This is a genomic window from Lawsonia intracellularis PHE/MN1-00 (genome assembly GCF_000055945.1).
In the GTDB taxonomy this organism is placed as follows: Bacteria; Desulfobacterota; Desulfovibrionia; order Desulfovibrionales; family Desulfovibrionaceae; genus Bilophila; species Bilophila intracellularis.
Map to the genome: position 1 here is coordinate 704,468 of NC_008011.1, position 18,480 is coordinate 722,947.

Annotated in this window: 17 protein-coding genes; 5 read left to right on the forward strand and 12 right to left on the reverse strand. The window is 33.1% G+C overall.

Annotated features, from left to right (window positions below; translation table 11 throughout):
- Positions 1–171: 171 nt before the first annotated feature.
- From rimM to rfbA, 6 genes are all read right to left on the reverse strand, one after another.
- Complete coding sequence (rimM, locus tag LI_RS03150; protein WP_011526656.1) at positions 172–693, reverse strand: ribosome maturation factor RimM; 522 nt, start codon at positions 691–693, stop codon at positions 172–174.
- Positions 694–702: 9 nt separating this feature from the next.
- Positions 703–936, reverse strand: coding sequence for a KH domain-containing protein (locus tag LI_RS03155; protein ID WP_011526657.1), 234 nt, complete (start codon positions 934–936; stop codon positions 703–705).
- Between the two features lie 75 nt (positions 937–1,011).
- Complete coding sequence (gene rpsP, locus LI_RS03160) at positions 1,012–1,260, reverse strand: 30S ribosomal protein S16 (protein ID WP_015353754.1); 249 nt, start codon at positions 1,258–1,260, stop codon at positions 1,012–1,014.
- A 132-nt stretch (positions 1,261–1,392) separates the two neighbouring features.
- Positions 1,393–2,907 (reverse strand): signal recognition particle protein, encoded by a 1,515-nt coding sequence (ffh, locus tag LI_RS03165; protein WP_011526658.1) that lies wholly within the window; start codon positions 2,905–2,907, stop codon positions 1,393–1,395.
- Between the two features lie 136 nt (positions 2,908–3,043).
- Positions 3,044–4,435, reverse strand: coding sequence for a 23S rRNA (uracil(1939)-C(5))-methyltransferase RlmD (gene rlmD / locus LI_RS03170; RefSeq protein ID WP_223604190.1), 1,392 nt, complete (start codon positions 4,433–4,435; stop codon positions 3,044–3,046).
- A 56-nt stretch (positions 4,436–4,491) separates the two neighbouring features.
- The gene (rfbA, locus tag LI_RS03175) at positions 4,492–5,370 is read right to left on the reverse strand and encodes a glucose-1-phosphate thymidylyltransferase RfbA (protein ID WP_011526660.1); all 879 of its coding nucleotides are present in this window, start codon (positions 5,368–5,370) and stop codon (positions 4,492–4,494) included.
- A 147-nt stretch (positions 5,371–5,517) separates the two neighbouring features.
- Here rfbA and LI_RS03180 point away from each other — a divergent pair, with 147 nt between their 5' ends.
- Both LI_RS03180 and LI_RS03185 read left to right on the forward strand, forming a co-directional pair.
- A complete protein-coding gene (locus LI_RS03180) occupies positions 5,518–6,111 on the forward strand; it encodes an IMP cyclohydrolase (RefSeq protein ID WP_011526661.1) in 594 nt (197 codons plus the stop codon).
- 215 nt (positions 6,112–6,326) lie between these two features.
- Positions 6,327–6,734: a (deoxy)nucleoside triphosphate pyrophosphohydrolase gene (locus LI_RS03185; RefSeq protein ID WP_011526662.1), complete on the forward strand. Its 408-nt coding sequence runs from the start codon at positions 6,327–6,329 to the stop codon at positions 6,732–6,734.
- A 100-nt stretch (positions 6,735–6,834) separates the two neighbouring features.
- Here the strand turns inward: LI_RS03185 and LI_RS03190 are convergent, their stop codons facing one another.
- From LI_RS03190 to LI_RS03205, 4 genes are read right to left on the reverse strand one after another with little or no spacing between them, the layout of a single operon-like run.
- Positions 6,835–7,845: an NAD-dependent epimerase gene (locus LI_RS03190; RefSeq protein ID WP_011526663.1), complete on the reverse strand. Its 1,011-nt coding sequence runs from the start codon at positions 7,843–7,845 to the stop codon at positions 6,835–6,837.
- A 12-nt stretch (positions 7,846–7,857) separates the two neighbouring features.
- Positions 7,858–8,589 (reverse strand): hypothetical protein, encoded by a 732-nt coding sequence (locus LI_RS03195; protein WP_011526664.1) that lies wholly within the window; start codon positions 8,587–8,589, stop codon positions 7,858–7,860.
- Complete coding sequence (gene coaBC, locus LI_RS03200; RefSeq protein WP_011526665.1) at positions 8,571–9,779, reverse strand: bifunctional phosphopantothenoylcysteine decarboxylase/phosphopantothenate--cysteine ligase CoaBC; 1,209 nt, start codon at positions 9,777–9,779, stop codon at positions 8,571–8,573. The genes LI_RS03195 and coaBC overlap by 19 nt, the downstream gene beginning before the upstream one ends.
- Complete coding sequence (locus LI_RS03205; RefSeq protein ID WP_011526666.1) at positions 9,776–10,324, reverse strand: hypothetical protein; 549 nt, start codon at positions 10,322–10,324, stop codon at positions 9,776–9,778. Before LI_RS03205 ends, coaBC begins: the two co-directional genes overlap by 4 nt.
- A gap of 542 nt (positions 10,325–10,866) precedes the next feature.
- Here LI_RS03205 and LI_RS03210 point away from each other — a divergent pair.
- Genes LI_RS03210 through LI_RS03220 form a run of 3 tightly spaced genes read left to right on the forward strand, consistent with a single transcriptional unit; the run spans position 10,867 to position 16,809 of the window.
- Entirely contained in the window at positions 10,867–11,478 is a 612-nt protein-coding gene (locus LI_RS03210) for a tetratricopeptide repeat protein (protein ID WP_011526667.1), read from the forward strand.
- Positions 11,479–11,533: 55 nt separating this feature from the next.
- Positions 11,534–12,847: a metallophosphoesterase family protein gene (locus LI_RS03215; RefSeq protein WP_011526668.1), complete on the forward strand. Its 1,314-nt coding sequence runs from the start codon at positions 11,534–11,536 to the stop codon at positions 12,845–12,847.
- Positions 12,847–16,809, forward strand: a complete 3,963-nt coding sequence (locus LI_RS03220; RefSeq protein WP_011526669.1) for an AAA family ATPase — start codon at positions 12,847–12,849, stop codon at positions 16,807–16,809. The genes LI_RS03215 and LI_RS03220 overlap by 1 nt, the downstream gene beginning before the upstream one ends.
- 37 nt (positions 16,810–16,846) lie before the next feature.
- Here the strand turns inward: LI_RS03220 and LI_RS03225 are convergent, their stop codons facing one another.
- Together LI_RS03225 and tatC are read right to left on the reverse strand one after the other, a co-directional pair.
- Complete coding sequence (locus LI_RS03225) at positions 16,847–17,491, reverse strand: hypothetical protein (protein ID WP_011526670.1); 645 nt, start codon at positions 17,489–17,491, stop codon at positions 16,847–16,849.
- Positions 17,492–17,611: 120 nt separating this feature from the next.
- The gene (gene tatC, locus LI_RS03230) at positions 17,612–18,328 is read right to left on the reverse strand and encodes a twin-arginine translocase subunit TatC (RefSeq protein WP_414738635.1); all 717 of its coding nucleotides are present in this window, start codon (positions 18,326–18,328) and stop codon (positions 17,612–17,614) included.
- Positions 18,329–18,480: the final 152 nt, after the last annotated feature.

The window sequence follows — 18,480 nt, forward strand, 5'->3', positions numbered from 1 at the left end:
TATAGGTAAAAAGAATATAACTAATAAAAATTCTTATAATATTAAGAACTAACCTAAGTTATAGAGCATATTTATCACTATAAAAAATTTTTATCTTACTTTTCCTAACAAACTAGTAAAATAATATAATCCTATGATATAAATTACACTGATATCTCATTAACAAGGTATTTACTTATATAGCTCTAGCAGTCCTTTCGGAGGATTTATCCTAATAAGTTGAGCATTAGTGTCAACCTCTAATACAAATTCTGGTATAGCTGGTAAAAGAACTTCTTTCCCTTCTGGAGTAATGATCGACCACAATTCCTGTCCCCCAGGAAACGATACATATTCCAACTTACCTATAACTTCATCTGTATTATCTAATACTACAGAAAACCCTAATAGATCACATAGATAAGACTCATTACTTTCTATCTCAGGTAAAAAACTTCTTGAAACAAGTAATGTTTGACCACGTAAGACTTCTACAGCACTTCTATCAGAAAAACCTTTAAAACATACTAGAGCTACTCCTTGATGAATACGAGAGGATATAATTTCTGCCTTTTTAGGTAATGAGTTACTTTTTTGAAGAAAGACTTCACCTAAAAAAACATCAATAGAATCCGTATAACGTATTAAACGGATCTCACCCTTAATACCATGAGGACGAGATAATACTCCGACAGCTACAAGCTGCTCTGACATATATGTAGATTATTCCAAGATTTCAAGCATTGTGCGTTTTTGTGCTTTAGATGATGCGGCACCTAGAAGGGTACGAATAGCCCTTGCTGTACGACCTTGTCTACCAATAACCTTTCCAAGGTCTTCTTTTGCAACACGTAATTCAAGAACTGAAGTTTGTTCACCTTCCACTTCACACACCTGCACTTCTTCAGGATTATCTACAAGGGATTTGGCAACAAATTCTACAAAACTTTTTAACATACTAACTCTGTTATTTCTCAAAAGAGAGGTTAAGGAATGAAAACCATGTGTAACTACACAAGGCAAAACTAGATATTATACATTAACTTTACTATATGCTTTAATAATAGAGCGTACAGTATCTGAAGGTTGTGCACCAATTGACAGCCATTTTTCTACTTTTTCGACATCAACCTTGATAGCTGATGGATTTGTTTGAGGATTATAGTATCCCAAATAGTCTAATGGACGACCATCACGACGAGTATGACTGTTGATTGCTACAATACGATAAAATGGACGTTTTTTATTACCCATACGGGTAAGCCTTAACTTTACAGACATATTAAATTCTCCTAACTTTTATGATATATAACTCTCAAAAAAAGAACAAGAAAAAATACATTAAGAATTAATAAAAAAATTAATAGGTTACTATTCATAATAAAAGCAGCACTTCATAATAATATAAAAGAGCTATTTTCTTTTTTTATTCTTATGTTTCTTTTTTTCCTTTTTCTTTTTTGTTGCAGATTTTCCACTACCATTCACTCCACCAATTGAAGTTGAACGCAGGACAGGTCTTCCAAACAGTCCAGGGATACCTGGTAATGCACTAAAACCTATTCCTCCCTCACCAAAAAATGATCCTAATCCAAAACCACCTTCTCCTGATTCTGCATTCTTCATAAGAGAATTATCTGAGACAACTCTCTGCATCATTTGCTTCATTTGATCAAATTTCTGAATTGTTTGATTAACTTTATTAAGAGTAACACCAGCGCCTCTAGCAATCCTTTGTCGTCTACTTGTATTTAACAAATCTGGATTTCGACGCTCTTTAATTGTCATAGAGTTGATAATAGCTTCTGTATAAGAAAATTCATCTTCTGGAATTGCAACACGAAATTTACTAACAGCAGAACCAAATCCAGGGATAAGTTTCATTAAAGAACTTAATGAACCTAATTGTTTCATTCGGCGTATTTGACTAAAAAAATCTTCAAAATTAAATGTTGCTTTCTGAATTTTTTCAGTAATAGCTTTAAGCTCATCATCTTCAAACGTTGACTGGGCTTTTTCTATAAGTGTAAGCATATCTCCCATGCCAAGAATACGTCCTGCTATACGATCTGGATGAAAGACTTCAAAGTCAGAAAGTTTCTCACCGGTTCCCACATACTTAACTGGCACACCAGTAGATGAACAAATAGATAGTGCTGCACCTCCACGTGCATCTCCATCCATCTTTGTAAGAATGGCACCTGTTAATGAAAGCTTTTTATTAAACTCCTCTGCAACAGTTACAACATCTTGACCTGTCATAGCATCTGCAACAAAAAGAATTTCTTGTGGATGTGCAACAAGTTTTATATCTGTAAGTTCTTGCATTAATGGTTCATCTATATGTAATCTCCCGGCTGTATCTAACAAAACAACTGTATACTCTTTTTCTTTTGCTTCATGCAGCGCAGCATTAATAATATCTAATGGCTTCATTGCCGCATTAGATGCAAAACATGGGATATTCAGTTGCGTTGCCAAAGTTTGTAATTGTTCAATAGCAGCAGGTCGATATATATCAACAGGAACTAAGTATGGACGTAATCCTTGACTCTGTAGTAAAGAAGCAAGCTTTCCTGTAGATGTCGTTTTTCCTGAACCTTGTAACCCAACAAGCATAATAACACTTAGGGGAAAATGCGTTACATCTAATTTGGTCGACTTTCCTCCTAATAGGTTAACAAGTTCTTCATGAAAAACCTTTATAAACTGTTGTGCAGGAGTAAGATGTTTTTCTATAGCTTGTCCAACAACTTTCTCTTTTACATGCTCAATAAACTTTTTAACAACGTTAAAATTAACATCAGCTTCTAATAACGCTAAACGTACCTCACGTAATCCGTCACGAATATTATCTTCCGTAAGTTGACCACGTTTACCAATCGCATGCAATACACTGGATAATCTTTCAGATAAACTTTCAAACATAGATATCTCCAATCTTGAACTGCAGGATCATAGATAAAAAGCGTTACTTTTTGTTGCCTTAAAAGTCAATAGAATGCTATTTTTTCTATTACAATATAAAAAATTAATAATAATTTCATATGGTTAACTAACATTGTTAAGAGAATGCATTATTATACAACAAATATGAAACAGTTTCTACATGTGGTGTATGAGGAAATAAATCTACAGGTTGAGTCTGCTGTATGACAAAATGAGGACTTAGCATAGCAATGTCTCGTGCAAAGGTCCCAGGATTGCAAGACACATAAATACAGCGTCGAGGAGCAAGGCGGATAAGCAATTCTATAACTTTTTTATCTAAACCAGCACGTGGAGGATCTACAATAACTATATCAGGAGTAATACCTTTTTGTATCTGTGAACGAATAAAACTAAATGCATCATCTTGTATAAAAGAACAATTAGTATAGCCTAAAGATAAACGATTTTTATTAGCTAAATTAATAGATGCAGCAATTGACTCTACTCCTATCACCTTTAAAGAAAAAGGAGCTAAAAAAAGAGCAATAGAACCTACTCCAGTGTATAAATCCCAAACAAGTTCTTTTCCTGTAAGTTGAGCCATGGAAAGAATTTTTGAGTAAAGAATTTCAGTTGCTTTTGTATTTATTTGAAAAAAATTATCATTCCCCCTAGATAATACAATATCCCCTACTTGTTCCTCTAAAAATCGTTCTCCCTCATGCCAGATTATATATTCACTATAGGCTATATCTGAAACCTGAGTCCTCCGAGACAATATAATACCTTTTATAGCTTCTACTCCTTTTAGACACTGAGCTAACCTTTTACCTAATGCCTGTTCATCAAATTTATTCTCAATCAATGTATTTTTTTTATTTACAATAAGCTCGACAAGGATATCACCAGTTATTGTCTCTCGAATAATAAGAAAACGAAAATATTTTAATGTAAGTATCTTTTTTTCTAATGATGTCTGTTCGTGTCTAACCCAATGTCTTACTATCTCTACTATTTTCATAGTATTTTTGGACTGAAGCAAACAATCTGTAACTGGAATGACTTCATGAGAATCAACTCTTTTTAAACCTAATAATACTGTACTTAGACAAGGAGATGGAGCAAACGCAAAGACCATCTTATTACGATATCTCCACTCACATGGAGAAGGTATAACATCTAATATTACTGGATTGTTCACTTTACCTATACGTTCAAGAGCATCTTGTATTATTTGTTTCTTCCAAATAATTTGATGTTTATATTGAATATGCTGCCATGTACAACCTCCACATTGTATTGCATGTATACATATAGGTTCTCTTTCATACTTCGAAGGTTTTATTATCTGTTTAACTTCTCCTTCTAAAAACTTTGAGTGTACAGATGTGATATTAACAAGAACTTTTTGACCAGGAACTGTATGAGGAACAAAAACAACCTTATTTTCAAAACGTCCAAGCCCTCGACCATCTGAAACAATAGATGTAATATCTAAAACAAGTTGATGTTGAAGATAATTCATATCCTTTTTATTATTGTTCACTATAAAACTTAACCTACTTTTTAATATACCAAGTTTTATCGTTCATTATTCTGTTCTAGTAAACTAAATAAATATTCACCATATTCATTCTTATGCATGGGCTCTGCAAGTTTTTTTAATTGAACATCATCAATATACCCTTTACGCCATGCAATTTCCTCAATACAACCAACTTTTGCACCTTGTCTCTCTTGAACGGCTTGAACAAAGGCTGCTGCTTGATGCATTGACTCAAATGTTCCTGTATCCAACCAAGCAACTCCACGCCCAAAAATTTCAACAGAAAGTCCACTGTCTTGAAGATATATATTATTTAAATCCGTAATTTCAAGTTCCCCTCTTGCAGAAGGTTTCAATGATGCTGCTTTATTTGATACGTCACCATCATAAAAATATAATCCTGTGACTGCATAATGTGATTTTGGATTTTGAGGCTTTTCTTCAATAGTTAATACTTTATTATTTTCATCAAAAGAAACAATACCATATCGTTCAGGATCTTTTACTCTATAAGCAAAAACTTTCCCTCCATACTCAAGGCCTGTACAATCTTCAAGCATACAATATAACTTGTCTCCATGAAACAAATTATCTCCAAGGACAAGGCAACAAGGTTCTCCAGCAATAAAATTTCTTGCTAATATAAATGCCTCAGCCAGACCATTAGGAAATGATTGCTTTATATACGTTAACTGAAGCCCTAACTGTGAACCATCGCCAAAAAGATTTATAAAGTCCTGTTGATGATGAGGCGTTGTGATAAAACAAATTTCACGTATTCCTGCTTGCATAAGGATAGATAAAGGATAATAAACCATTGGTTTATCAAAAATAGGTATTAACTGCTTGCAAACTCCCCTAGTAATAGGGTAAAGACGTGTTCCTGAGCCACCTGCTAATATAATTCCCTTCATATCACCTCCAACAACTACATGAAAAACATAATCTAATACTAAAATCAAATACTAAAAACATATTTTGACTCACATATGATGCATATTTTTTTTACATAAAGTACTAATTGTATATATAGTATTAATCACTTTACTGGAGTAAACGTTATGGATCTTATTTTAATTAAAAGAGCAATCTTAAGTGTCACTCAAAAAGATGGCCTTATAGAATTAGCTACCTTTCTTCATAAACATAATGTAGAGCTTGTTTCTACAGGAGGAACATTAGCTACATTACATTCAGCAGGGTTACCTATAACTGCTGTTAGTTCTGTAACAGGATTCCCTGAAATTTTAGGAGGACGTGTAAAGACTATTCACCCTAATATTCATGCAGGAATTCTTGCAGATAAAAACAATTCTGAGCATACCAACACATTACAACAGTTAGGTATTCAACCATTTGACTTAGTTTGTGTAAACTTATACGAATTTGAAAAAGCTTTAATGAAAAAATTTAATCCATATGAAATGGTCGAGAACATTGATATTGGTGGTCCATGCATGTTAAGAGCAGCAGCAAAAAATTTTCATAGTGTACTAGTATTACCTAGCCCAACCTTTTACTCTGAAGCAATAAAAGAATTATCTATAAACTCTATGTATAGCTCTCTAACCTTCCGTAAAAAAATGGCAGCTGAATCTTTTAAAATAACTTCACAATATGATACTATTATTGCAACATATTTAGAAAATAATTAGTTCAAAAAGCTTGTTATCTATCTTAGATAATTATATTAAACCGTTATAAATTTTTTTGACTGTAACTTAATAATATCTAACTGCAAGACTACAACCAGAATTTTTATACCTAAAGAACAAAAGGTTAACTAACCATTGGTAGCCTATATTTAAATTATAATAATAAAGAAAGATTAAACTATCTAAAACTATAATACACAACAAGGCATAGTTATATGCTCCACCATAATGAATACACGAATCCTCTCAATGTAGTATGTGGGATTTTATGGCGTAATGAACGATTTTTAGCTACTCAACGACCAGTAAATCAAAGCCATGCAGGATATTGGGAATTCCCTGGGGGAAAAGTAGAATTAGGAGAGACACTACACATAGCTCTTAAAAGAGAACTTAAAGAAGAATTAGGAACTACTATCTTTTCACCTACTTTCTATTGCAAAATAAATCATAATTATGGAGTAACACCACTTCTTATCCACTTTTTTCAAATTACAGTATTTGAAGGTGAACCTACTCCACTTGAAGGACAAACATTAAGCTGGATTACACCAAAAGAAGCCAACAACCTTCAATTCTTAGAAGCAGACAAATTTTTACTCCAACAGTTACAACAACGGTAGAGTGAAATACTATAGTACTCTTATAACATAGTGTTATAATCAACACTATGTTATAAATTTTTTGTAGATAATAAAAGAATTATCTACCCTCTTATATAAGCTATGCTATGAGGTAATACGACTTATACCACTCTACAAACTTCTTAATTCCATATTCTATAGGAGTATTCGGAGAAAAATCTACATCATGTTTAAGATCATCTATATCTGCCCATGTTGCTTCAACATCACCAGGTTGCATAGGTAAGTATTCCTTTATAGCTTTCTTACCTAACTCTACTTCAAGTACTTCTATAAACTCACTCAACTGGACAGTATTATTATTACCGATATTGTATATCTTCCAAGGAGCCTTACTTGAAGAAGGATCTGGAGAATGACTATTCCAATTCTCATTTATCTTAGGAGTTTTTTTCATCACTCGAATAACTCCCTCAATAATGTCATCAATATATGTAAAATCTCTCCTCATTCTTCCTTCATTAAATACACTAATAGGTTCACCAGAAAGAATTGCCTTTGTAAAAAGGAACAAAGCCATATCTGGTCTTCCCCATGGACCGTATACAGTAAAAAAGCGTAATCCTGTTGATGGTAGATTATATAAATGACTATAAGCATGAGCCATAAGTTCATTAGCTTTTTTTGAGGCTCCGTATAAACTTATAGGATGATTAGTACCCTGATGTACTGAAAATGGCATTAACGTGTTGAGTCCATAAACAGAACTTGAAGAAGCAAAAACTAAATGTTCCACTTCAGTATGACGACAACATTCAAGAATATTCCCAAATCCTACAAGATTAGATTGGATATAAGATGAAGGGTTTTCAATACTATATCGTACACCTGCCTGTGCAGCTAAGTTGACAACATGACTAAATCGGTATTGTAAAAAAAGCTCTTGAAGGTTAGGTAGATTTACTATGTCTATAGAGGAAAATGTAAAATTAGGCTCATCCATTAAAAGTGCCAATCTATCTTTTTTCAAAGTAACTGAATAATAGTCATTGAGATTATCAATACCTACAACTGAATGCCCTTCATCAAGTAATCGACGACATAAATGGAAACCAATAAAACCAGCAGCACCAGTGACAAGCACATTCATACTATAAATCTCCTATAGAGTATGTAAACTTTGAATATGTTTTTTTAAAAAACTTAGAAGTTGACTGTAATACATTTCATTCCCTATTAACTCATCTATATGTTGTGTAGTTACCATATATCTACCCCAGCATATTTGAGGAACAAAAAGAGAAAAGTTAGGTAATCCTAGTTGATTTGGAGTAATACCTGTCATAAAAATAACCCAATTTGGCTTAAGATGCTGTACACCACTCATAAACATTTGCATATTTTCAAAGGAGGTTGCATGATCAGGGAATAAACATAAAGGCCAAAATGCATGGCTTCCTTTAGCTAAAGACAAATCTTTAATGAGTCGATGTAATAATCTTCGACGATCTGGATTTGCCTCTCCCCCCAAGTCATACCCTAACTCTTCATATGTCCAAAGTATAAATGGATTCTTTGGAGTCCTACTCAAAATATCTTTCCAAGCAAACGGCCACTTATCTAACGGGAGTAATGGTACACTATTTTTTGTATGTGTAACTTGATGATGCCTTACTTTCACTGCATCAGATGAGTTGGGCTGAAATGATGGGATAGTATTACTATTATCTTTTAATTTTTCTTTCTCAAAAGAAGGTGATTGAAATTTATTATTATAATTCTGGTCACTCTTTAATAAAGAAATTAATGCTTCATTTTCTATTAATAAATGTGTAATACCCGCCTGTCTCCATGGACGAAATATCCCTATTACACCTAAAGAGACTTGATCCATGAAAGAATTCTCCATGCAATATCTGTTTTAGTCATAGCTTCCCAACGAGCTTCATGCCCATTCCTATCTAAGATAAAGACACTGCCAGATAGAGATGCAACACTATCTTTAATATAATTTCCAACAATCATATCTGCCTTTTTAACATATAATTTATTCTGTACAGCTTGTTCTAACCCTTCAGATTCAAGTGCAAAACCAACAACTTTTTGGTTACGAGCTTTATTATTAGAAAGTTTTTGTAATATATCTGTATTTCTAATAAATCGTAGTGTAAATCCATCACCAGCTTCATCTTTTTTAAATTTACCTTCAGGACCTTTTTCTGGCGAAAAGTCTGCTACTGCAGCAACAAAAATTCCTATATCAGAAGTTGGCCAAATACTTTCTGCAACTTCAAACATTTGTAAAGCTGTAGTAACAGAATAACGGTGAATTCCTAAAGGTAACCATGGAGAGCCTGGCCCACAAACAGCATGAACTTCTGCACCTCTCATCCAGGCAGCAACAGCTATTGATGCACCCATAATACCTGTTGCAGGATTACTCCAAAATCTCAATCCATCCCAGGGTTCTCGTGTAGGACCTAGTGTAATAAGTATACGTAATCCTGCAAAATCTTGTGGTGTTATAGACTTAAGGCCTATAAGATAAATATCTCTAAGATCTGCCAGGCGACCTTGACCTTCATCTCCACATGCAACACGCCCTTGCTCTGGTTCAATAACAATACACCCTCGATCTTGAAGAATTTTTATATTTTGCTGTGTTGAAGGATGGTTCCACATATTTGGATTCATTGCAGGAGCAATAATAGGCTGACCAGAAAATGCTAAAGCTTGACATGCAAGTAATTCATCTGCCTGTCCATATGCCAACCTTGATATAGTTGAAGCTGAAGCAGGAGCAATAATAAAAGCTTGTGCTGTTTTCCCAGGTTCAAGATGTGAGTATGGATGACGAATATCATCAAACATCGTTGTGTAAACAGGATCTGCTCCAACAGAAGAAAAAGCTAATGGATTTAAAAAGTTACAGGCTGCAGGTGTTAGTGTGACACTAACAGAAAGACCTACATCTTTCCAAGCTCGTACTAAATCGATTGCTCGATATGCAGCAATTGACCCACAAACACCTAAATGTATCTGTAATAATTCCTGACAATGAAATAAAAGGTACTTGTCTATCATTCGTTAAGTCCTTTCTCTCCTAACTCTGTCTCAAAGTCACCTATAACTCCATGTGAAGAATAAGGTGAATCTTGACTTATTATTGTTTCTCTCGATAGATTTAATTGATATGCACCATCATCTAATCGAGCTAATACCCAAACCTCTATAGCAGTAGTCAACTGCTGATTATAAATATATAATATAGCATAACGACCACTCTTTTCATAGAGCTGAATTGTTCGTTTCCCGTCTATAACACCTCTAAGAGTCCATCCCTGACGAGACATATTATGTATCATAGCAGAACAAAGAGAAGACCTATCAACCCTTCCTTCAAACGTAAGTAGTCCTATTTTTTCTCCATCTGGCCCTACAGAAACAAGTGTTCGGTTATGATCTATACTCATACTCTTTGGAATACAAATATCTGGGAAGCTTCCATAATACACATCGTCTACATGTGCAGTTGAACTAGAAAAAGGATTGCTAAAACTAGAAAAGTCAAACTTAGAACAACCAACTGTTATTATGCATAAACAAACACAAAAATATATTCTCAACATTAAGATATCTCCTCAATAACTATTTAGAAATATAGTAGAGTAAAATATAGTAGAATAAATTAAATTGGAATAACATAAATACATATCATAACAATTGCTTTATTTCTATGAAATAGGGATATCAGTTACTCTTAATAAAATTGAGGATTACTAAAATATCCTTAAAAGTAATTCTTTACATAAAATATTAATAAGAAGATTTAATAAGAAATACCTGAGGACATTATTTGTATTTAGTATACTTAAATTGGATTTAACTAACTCTTAAAAAATAACTTCAGAGTATGTGTCATATATATCAAAAAAAGTAAAAGTTAAACTTACTAATTAATATATAAAAATTTTTCATTTATCTTATAACTAAATGTTATCCTTAACTAAAAAATATAGCTTATTTTACTATATATATATATATCTGAACACCATGCTACTAAAAAAACATATCTTTAGTTTTGAAGATCTTCTTGCATATCCTAAAAATTTACGGCAAATACATTGTAAGACAACTCTATTGGCACTCCTTTAACAATAGGTATTAGCTTATGGATGTTCAAAAGATAAAAGAACAACTTAGTCGTATCAAGCTCTACTACTCACGTAACGAAACAATTAGAGCTCTTGGTGTAGCTGTAGCAGGTCTCAAAGGTATCGTAAAGTCTAGCACGCCACCACCTACAGAATTACGCAGCCTTTTAAGGGAAGGTTCTCAACTACTATTACATGATGCATTAATACAGAAATATTTGCCAGCCCCTATAACTTACCAACCTGGCCAGGAAAAACAACTCTTTACTGTTTTATCAGAAACATACAAAAAAATTATTGAAGATCAAGAAAAAGAAACATACTTAAAAACTAGAGAAAGAAAGCAATCTTTAGATCAAGCTTTTAACCTTGGGATAAAATTACTAGAACAAAAAAAAATATCTGAAGCTGATAAAGCTTTCACAGAAGCATTAACATACTATAAGGACGAAGAAAGACTCTTTTATCTTATTGCTAAAGCGCTTATTAAATCTCATGAACCTACACGTGCATTTGACTATATAAAAAAAGGGCTTACTTTTCATCCAACTAATAATGATCTTAGCAAACTATATGATATCGCAACACGCCTAAAAGCTGGTGAAACATCTGCACTAGATGAACTATAAAATAAATATTCTACCATGAACTAATCTCACCTAGCTATATATTATACAAAAAACCATGCAAAATTATCCATTATGTTTTATACATGCATCTGATCTCCATCTAGATACTGTATTTTCAGGTCTGTCAAAAGATATTCCTTCAAACTTAGCTACAATACTTCATAACTCCACTTTTGTAGCTTTTAACCGTCTTATACAATTATGTATTACACACCGTCCTGACTTTCTATTACTTTCTGGTGATATCTATAACGAAGAAGATTATAGTATCCGTGCTATCCTTACATTAAGAGATGGCTGTTACACCTTAGAAAAAGAAGGAATACAAGTCTTTATTGTTCATGGGAATCATGATCCTTACTCCTCAAGAATGAAGTCTATCACTTGGCCTAAAAATGTCACTATTTTTGATACAGAGGTAACAAATGTACCCTATACAGCCAAAGATGGTACACTCCTTGCTCGAATATATGGTATAAGTCATGCTTCAAATAAAGAAAGTAAGAATCTTGCTCTACAATTCCATCGAACAGAAGATACATGTTTACACATAGCTATGCTTCATTGCACTGTAGGAAGTCCACAACACTATGATAGATATGCTCCTTGCTCAACAAAAAATCTTATAGATGCAGGCATGGATTACTGGGCACTTGGACATGTTCATGAATATCAAGAAATTTCACAAGATCCCCTTATAGTGTACCCTGGATGTACACAAGGCCTTCATATCCATGAGCAAGGAGAAAAAGGATGTGTCCTTGTCACAACTAAACAACAAGGCTCAAAACTTACTCTATACAAAAAATTTTATACACTTGGGCCAGTATTATGGCACACACTTACTATTCAACTTGGAGATACTAACCAACCTACTCTTCAAGAAGATATCTCTAACACACTATCCCTTGATTATATAGAAGATACTTTTCATAATGCTCTTAATGAGCTTATAGCTACATTTACTCCTGGCTGGCAGATGCTCATTCTTCGCCTTTCTTTTACAGGTTGTACATCACTTGATCCTCTGTTAAGATATGGGAATAATCTGAATGACCTTCTTGAAAGGCTAAGGGATGTAGCTAGTAGCTCCCAACCAGTTTGGATTAAAGACATTCAACTGTTAACCACATCTCCAAAGTATTATCATGAACTTTTAGAAAGAGAAGACTTACTAGGTGAAGTTGTACGACTTTCAAAATCAATTAATGAATTAGAAAATATAGAACAAATACATACAACAGCTCTTGCTCCACTGTTTTCACATCATAAACTTCGGAAAATTCTTAACTATCCTAACCAGCTAGAATTTAAACAACTTTTAACAGAAGCTGAGCGTCTTTGTGTCGAACTTTTAGAGAATAATTAATGCGTATCCACTCCTTCCATATAGATTCGTTTGGATTCTTTCATAACCAAACAATTTCAAATCTTTCACCGAAATTTTCTATTTTTCTTGGAAACAATGAAGCAGGAAAATCAACGCTTTTGGACTTTTTTCGTCTTACACTTATGGGCTATCCACAAAGAAAAAACAATCGTATCAAAAACTATCTAAATGGACATGGACTTCAAGGAGGAAGTTTAGTTCTTGATACTAACTATGGTAATATCCATATCACTCGACGTCCTAATAAAGGACCAGTAATTATAGATCAACATGGAACCCCCATAGATATTACACTATGGGAACGCTTATTAAGTGGTATTACCCCTGAAGTTTATACAAATATCTATGGATTTAGCCTCTCAGAACTTCAATCATTTGAAACGCTTAGTACTGATAATATCCGGAATGCACTCTATGGAGCAAGTTTTGGTACTGGTTTACAGTCCCCAAGTGAAGTTATCAAGTCACTTGATAATACTATGAATGAACTCTTCAAACCTAAAGGTTCAACACAACCTATAGCTGAACACTTACATGACTGGGAAGAGATTAACAAACAACTTATAGAAGCCGAAAAAGAAGCTGCAAACTACGATAATTATGCACTTGAATTAAAAAAAATTACATTAAACCTTGAAAGTCTCCATTCTAAATCCAAAGAATTAGAACAACAACAATACCATTTAAAAAAACGTCTTGATATTTGGCATCAATGGGAAGAATGGCGCCTTATACAGACACGCCTTGAACACCTTCCTCCCATATCTGCATCATTTCCACAAGATGGTGCAGCTAGAATGGAACGTGCACTGGAAAAAAAAGAACATGCCGCACGTGAAGTTACCCTTGCTAGAACCCGTCTTAACAATACACTGAATAAAATTCAACAATGTCATATAAATCATGACATATTGTGTATTCATAAAGAACTTCAAACTATTGCTGAACATAAATCAACCTATAAAACAGCCCTTATAGATATTCCTGCCTTAGAAGCAAAACTACAACAAACAAAAGAATCTCTTAACCAAGAATTATTAATACTTGGTAAAAATTGGTCTATTGAAAAAATAAACAAAATTGATCGCTCTATATCTGTACGTGAAAAACTTGAACGCCTTTCTGTTGAAATAGAGCTAACTAAAGAAGCATATGATGCTGCAGCCACAGCATATAATAATATATGTGAAGAATTGGAAGTTGCAAAACAAGAAGAAATAGAAAAACAAAAAATCTATGAATCTCTTCCTTCATTACAGACTGTCCTTAGTGATACAAACAAAGACATCCTTAGTCGTATGCTTATACAGATAGAAGAAGCTGAACGTTATTTACCAGAGAAAAAAAGTCGCTATAATTCTCTTTATGAAGATTTCAAAAATCTTTTAACCCAATTTCATTTACATCCTAAATATAATAAAATAGAGACACTTCTAAAGCTGTTAAATGAACAAAACTCTGCTATAGAAATGGTTAACACCATCCAAGAAAAAGCATTAGAAGAAATACAAGCTAATAATTTATTAACTCAAACTAAACAAAAGGTGGACCAACTAAAACTCCACTCAAAACAAATAGAAGAACAGATCCAACAGTTAGGGGATGTTGATACAAAAGATATTGTTTCAATCTATTCTCAAATAAATACCTTACGGACATTACTACACATCTTTTCTACAGAAAAAATACGTGCTGAAGAAATAGAAGATTATTATCAACTACAAGTTGCAAATAATAACTTCAATAACAAAAGCTCACGGTCTATTGTAATAGGAATTCTTTCTAGTCTTATTGGTTGTGGAATATTTAGTATTCAACACTTAATGAATAGTAATATATTGCCTATTTCTCAAAACATAATAATCCTGCTACCTCTATGGTCTGGCTACTTCTTTTTAAGTTCAGGAATTGTCATTATCTTAAAAAAACTATTCTATAATTACCTTCCACTAACTAAAAATTCTACTATTACAAAACAATTACATACACGACATGAAAAGGCTCTATCCAAATGTACTGAACTTCAAAATAAAATTTATACTATTTGTAATGAGCTGCGTATAGAAACACCCTCTTTAGAAAATATTGAGAAGTTAAATTACCAAATAGAACAAAAAAAAGAATTATATGATAAGAAAGAACATTTAAAGCAAGAACATAATAAATATCAAAAAGAGATTGAATCACTTTATCAACAAATAGATGTGGCTAAAAAAGAACATGAGCAAAAACTAGCAGATGTTATTTTAGCTAAAAATACTTGGTATGAATATGTTTTGGAGTTTGGAATACAGTTTGTTCCTAAACCAGAACAAGTTACTGCATTCTTTGCACGTGTAGAAACAGCATGTAATTTATGGTCTACTATAGAACTATTGAATAATGATATTGCTGAACTTGAATCTTATTACAAAAATTTTAAAAACTTTGTAAATCAAACCTTAGGGGAGTATCTTTCTTCTATTGACTGTGATTCTATACCGGCTTTGATTAATGCAGTAAAAGATATCTTAACTTCTCATCAAGACGATGAATTAAATAATAGCTATACACAAGCTTTAGAAGATTTACAGTTAGCACAAGCACACACTAAATACCTTATAGATTACTTACAAAAACTAAAAATACAGTATGAACATTCCAAGACTAAATACGATAAGACTTGTTCAGCCTGGAGCAACAATCTAAGTAATCTTATGTTGGATCCTAACTTGGCGCCTGATGCAATAAAAAATATGTTCAAACAAATGGATCATATTGCATTGTTAAACCAAGAGATGATAAAAATCCAAAATAAACTTGAACATCAACAAAACGAAAAAAATGCTTTTGTTCTCCCACTAAAACACCTTTGTCAACAGTTAGGCTATACTCCAAACAGTGATGACTGGATTACAGTTCTTGATCAACTCCTTAAAGATGCAACCAATGCCACATTAATATCTAATGAAAAGAAAACACTTGAAGAACAAAAAAGCGAATATGAAAATGAAGTAAAATATACTCAACTCATCCTCGATGACGCAAACCAATCTGTCTATAGACTACTCCAACTTGCCAATGTAGATGATACAGAGACTTTCTTTCAACACGATATCATTAAACAAAAACAAGAAGAGCTTTATAAGCAGCAAGAAGAAATTGAAGCTATTCTAAGATTAGCTGCTAAAGATATTTCTTCCTACAAATCCTATCCTGATTTCAATATGTTTTTACAATCATTTTCTGAAATAGAAAAAAAAGATTTAGAAGTAGAACTGAATGAAGTTTCATCACGACTTATTGATAATAAAAAAAGTATAGATAATTTTTCTAATCAAGCACGCACACTTGAAATACGTTTAGAAAATCTTATTTCATCTGATACTCTATATCAAATGAAAGTAAAACAAGCTTCTATAGTACATTCTATGCAAAACATTGCAAAAAAATGGAGTTGTTATGCGCTAGCAAAACAGCTTTTAATTGAAGCAAAGTCTCACTTTGAACAGGAACGTCAGCCTGAAATTATACGTATTGCATCCCATATTTTTAGTACTATTACTGGAGGGAAATGGATAGGCATCAACTCTTCATTAGAAGAAATGTCACTTAGTATATTACCACCTCATGGAGAACCTATAAAGCCAGAGCTTCTTAGTAGGGGAACCCAAGAACAACTTTACTTGGCACTACGTCTTGCACATATCCATAATCATGCCATCCAAGCAAGTCCATTACCTATTATTATGGATGATATTCTAGTCAACTTTGATCCTGAAAGAGCAAAACATACAATTAGTACCTTTGTAGAATTAACAAACTCTTCTCAAGAACTTCATATGGGGCATCAGCTTCTTTTTTTTACATGTCACCCTCATATTGCAAAACAACTTCTTGAAACAATCCCTGAAAGTAACTTATACTATATAGAAAACAAAAAAATTACTCTTGCATCTTGACTCTAATTCTATTTACTTAAAAAATTTACTAAAACTCCTATAGCCTAAACTCTTTAATCATTTTTTCAATAGCTTCTTTTGCAAGCTCCTCTGTAGTAACCCACTTACCACCACGTTTGATAAATTTATTAAGTGTTAAAAGATTACTTGCAAGTCCTACTTGCTTCTCGCTATAGTGAGATCTTCCTAGTAATGCTCCTTCTCCTTTTGTATCTATAAGAAAAAAATCTATAGTCAACTCAGCAGAAGATGTCACACCTGCACTACTTCCCTCTCTAGGATGCCAACTTAAAACATAAGGTATAATCAAAAACTCTACACCTAGTTGTTTTCCTACAGCAACCCAATATTCTAGTGCACTATTAACTCCAGCCATACGTGTAATTGTAGGATCTGCACCATCAGCTGCTGGAATAAATTCATATTCACGTTTAGTTTGTGCTCTTAGCGTATCTATAATCAAAGAGCGAAGTTCTATAAGGTTTTCCTCTGTAGCAAAACCACGATCTTCTGGTATATAACCAGCTAAAAGATCTGTTGTTCCCATAGGCTGTATAGGTCCTACAACACCAATTGTTACCTTAGGTAATACTTCAGGAATTTCTACAAGTTGTTGCCCACAAGCCCCAAGTAAACTACTTGTTATCATTAGGATAAATCCTAACTGTATCACTTTATTCATAAATTTAACACTCCTCAATTATACCCCATAATTTTGATAATCTAAATTCTATCCTGCTTACTATCTATCTATTGTTAGATAAGGCTTGGTTCAATATAATTCTCTAAAGTAATTTATTGACTATTTTCTTTTTTCTTTGTGTCCTGCTGACAATGCAACAACCCATATACTCAACTCGTATAATATCAACATAGGAATAGCCATAAGTATTTGAGAAAAAACGTCAGGAGGTGTAAGTATAGCTGCTACAATAAATACTACAAGAATAGCATACTTACGTATAGAACGCATTTTTTCAGCATTAATAAGGTTCATTTTACCAAGAAAAAATGCAAATAAAGGCATTTCAAAAATAAGACCAAAAGCAACTAACATCTTGAGAGAAAAAGACAAATAATTACTAAGAGATGGCATTGCTACAATAGTATCTGTAGAATAGCTCATAAAAAAAACAAAAACAAAAGGAAAGACAAAAAAATAACAAAATGCCGCACCTCCTAAAAAAAATGCAGCTGAACATATAGATAGTGGCAAAATATACTTTTTCTCTTCATCATAAAGCCCTGGGGATATAAATAACCATATTTGGTAAAAAATATAAGGACTAGTAATAAACAGTGCTGCAACAAAAGCTATCTTAAGATATACAAAAAAACCCTCAGGGACACTAGTAAAAATCAATTTTGTGTCTGCTGGCATTACAGTTATTAATGGGAGAGCAAGATAATGAAATAGTATATCTGATATACTATAACATGTGATAAATACTACTCCAATAACAATAATACACTTAGTAAGCCTTTTCCTTAATTCTGATAAATGCTCTAACAAAGGCATTCCATATGGTTTCTCATCATCATCAGACATTGTTGGAGGTATCCCTCCACCATTATTGTTTCCTCCATTTCCACTTGCAGTTATTATGAGCGATGTATTATTTACTGGAGGTGTTATACCTGGAAGATATGCCTGCTCTTGTTCTCCATGCA

Excerpts from the sequence above, each read along its gene's own strand:
- rimM (WP_011526656.1), bottom strand. The coding sequence starts at position 693 with ATGTCAGAGCAGCTTGTAGCTGTCGGAGTATTATCTCGTCCTCATGGT.
- LI_RS03155 (WP_011526657.1), bottom strand. The coding sequence starts at position 936 with ATGTTAAAAAGTTTTGTAGAATTTGTTGCCAAATCCCTTGTAGATAAT.
- rpsP (WP_015353754.1), bottom strand. The coding sequence starts at position 1,260 with ATGTCTGTAAAGTTAAGGCTTACCCGTATGGGTAATAAAAAACGTCCA.
- ffh (WP_011526658.1), bottom strand. The coding sequence starts at position 2,907 with ATGTTTGAAAGTTTATCTGAAAGATTATCCAGTGTATTGCATGCGATT.
- rlmD (WP_223604190.1), bottom strand. The coding sequence starts at position 4,435 with ATGAATTATCTTCAACATCAACTTGTTTTAGATATTACATCTATTGTT.
- rfbA (WP_011526660.1), bottom strand. The coding sequence starts at position 5,370 with ATGAAGGGAATTATATTAGCAGGTGGCTCAGGAACACGTCTTTACCCT.
- LI_RS03180 (WP_011526661.1), top strand. The coding sequence starts at position 5,518 with ATGGATCTTATTTTAATTAAAAGAGCAATCTTAAGTGTCACTCAAAAA.
- LI_RS03185 (WP_011526662.1), top strand. The coding sequence starts at position 6,327 with ATGCTCCACCATAATGAATACACGAATCCTCTCAATGTAGTATGTGGG.
- LI_RS03190 (WP_011526663.1), bottom strand. The coding sequence starts at position 7,845 with ATGAATGTGCTTGTCACTGGTGCTGCTGGTTTTATTGGTTTCCATTTA.
- LI_RS03195 (WP_011526664.1), bottom strand. The coding sequence starts at position 8,589 with ATGGATCAAGTCTCTTTAGGTGTAATAGGGATATTTCGTCCATGGAGA.
- coaBC (WP_011526665.1), bottom strand. The coding sequence starts at position 9,779 with ATGATAGACAAGTACCTTTTATTTCATTGTCAGGAATTATTACAGATA.
- LI_RS03205 (WP_011526666.1), bottom strand. The coding sequence starts at position 10,324 with ATGTTGAGAATATATTTTTGTGTTTGTTTATGCATAATAACAGTTGGT.
- LI_RS03210 (WP_011526667.1), top strand. The coding sequence starts at position 10,867 with ATGGATGTTCAAAAGATAAAAGAACAACTTAGTCGTATCAAGCTCTAC.
- LI_RS03215 (WP_011526668.1), top strand. The coding sequence starts at position 11,534 with ATGCAAAATTATCCATTATGTTTTATACATGCATCTGATCTCCATCTA.
- LI_RS03220 (WP_011526669.1), top strand. The coding sequence starts at position 12,847 with ATGCGTATCCACTCCTTCCATATAGATTCGTTTGGATTCTTTCATAAC.
- LI_RS03225 (WP_011526670.1), bottom strand. The coding sequence starts at position 17,491 with ATGAATAAAGTGATACAGTTAGGATTTATCCTAATGATAACAAGTAGT.
- tatC (WP_414738635.1), bottom strand. The coding sequence starts at position 18,328 with ATGCCTTTGTTAGAGCATTTATCAGAATTAAGGAAAAGGCTTACTAAG.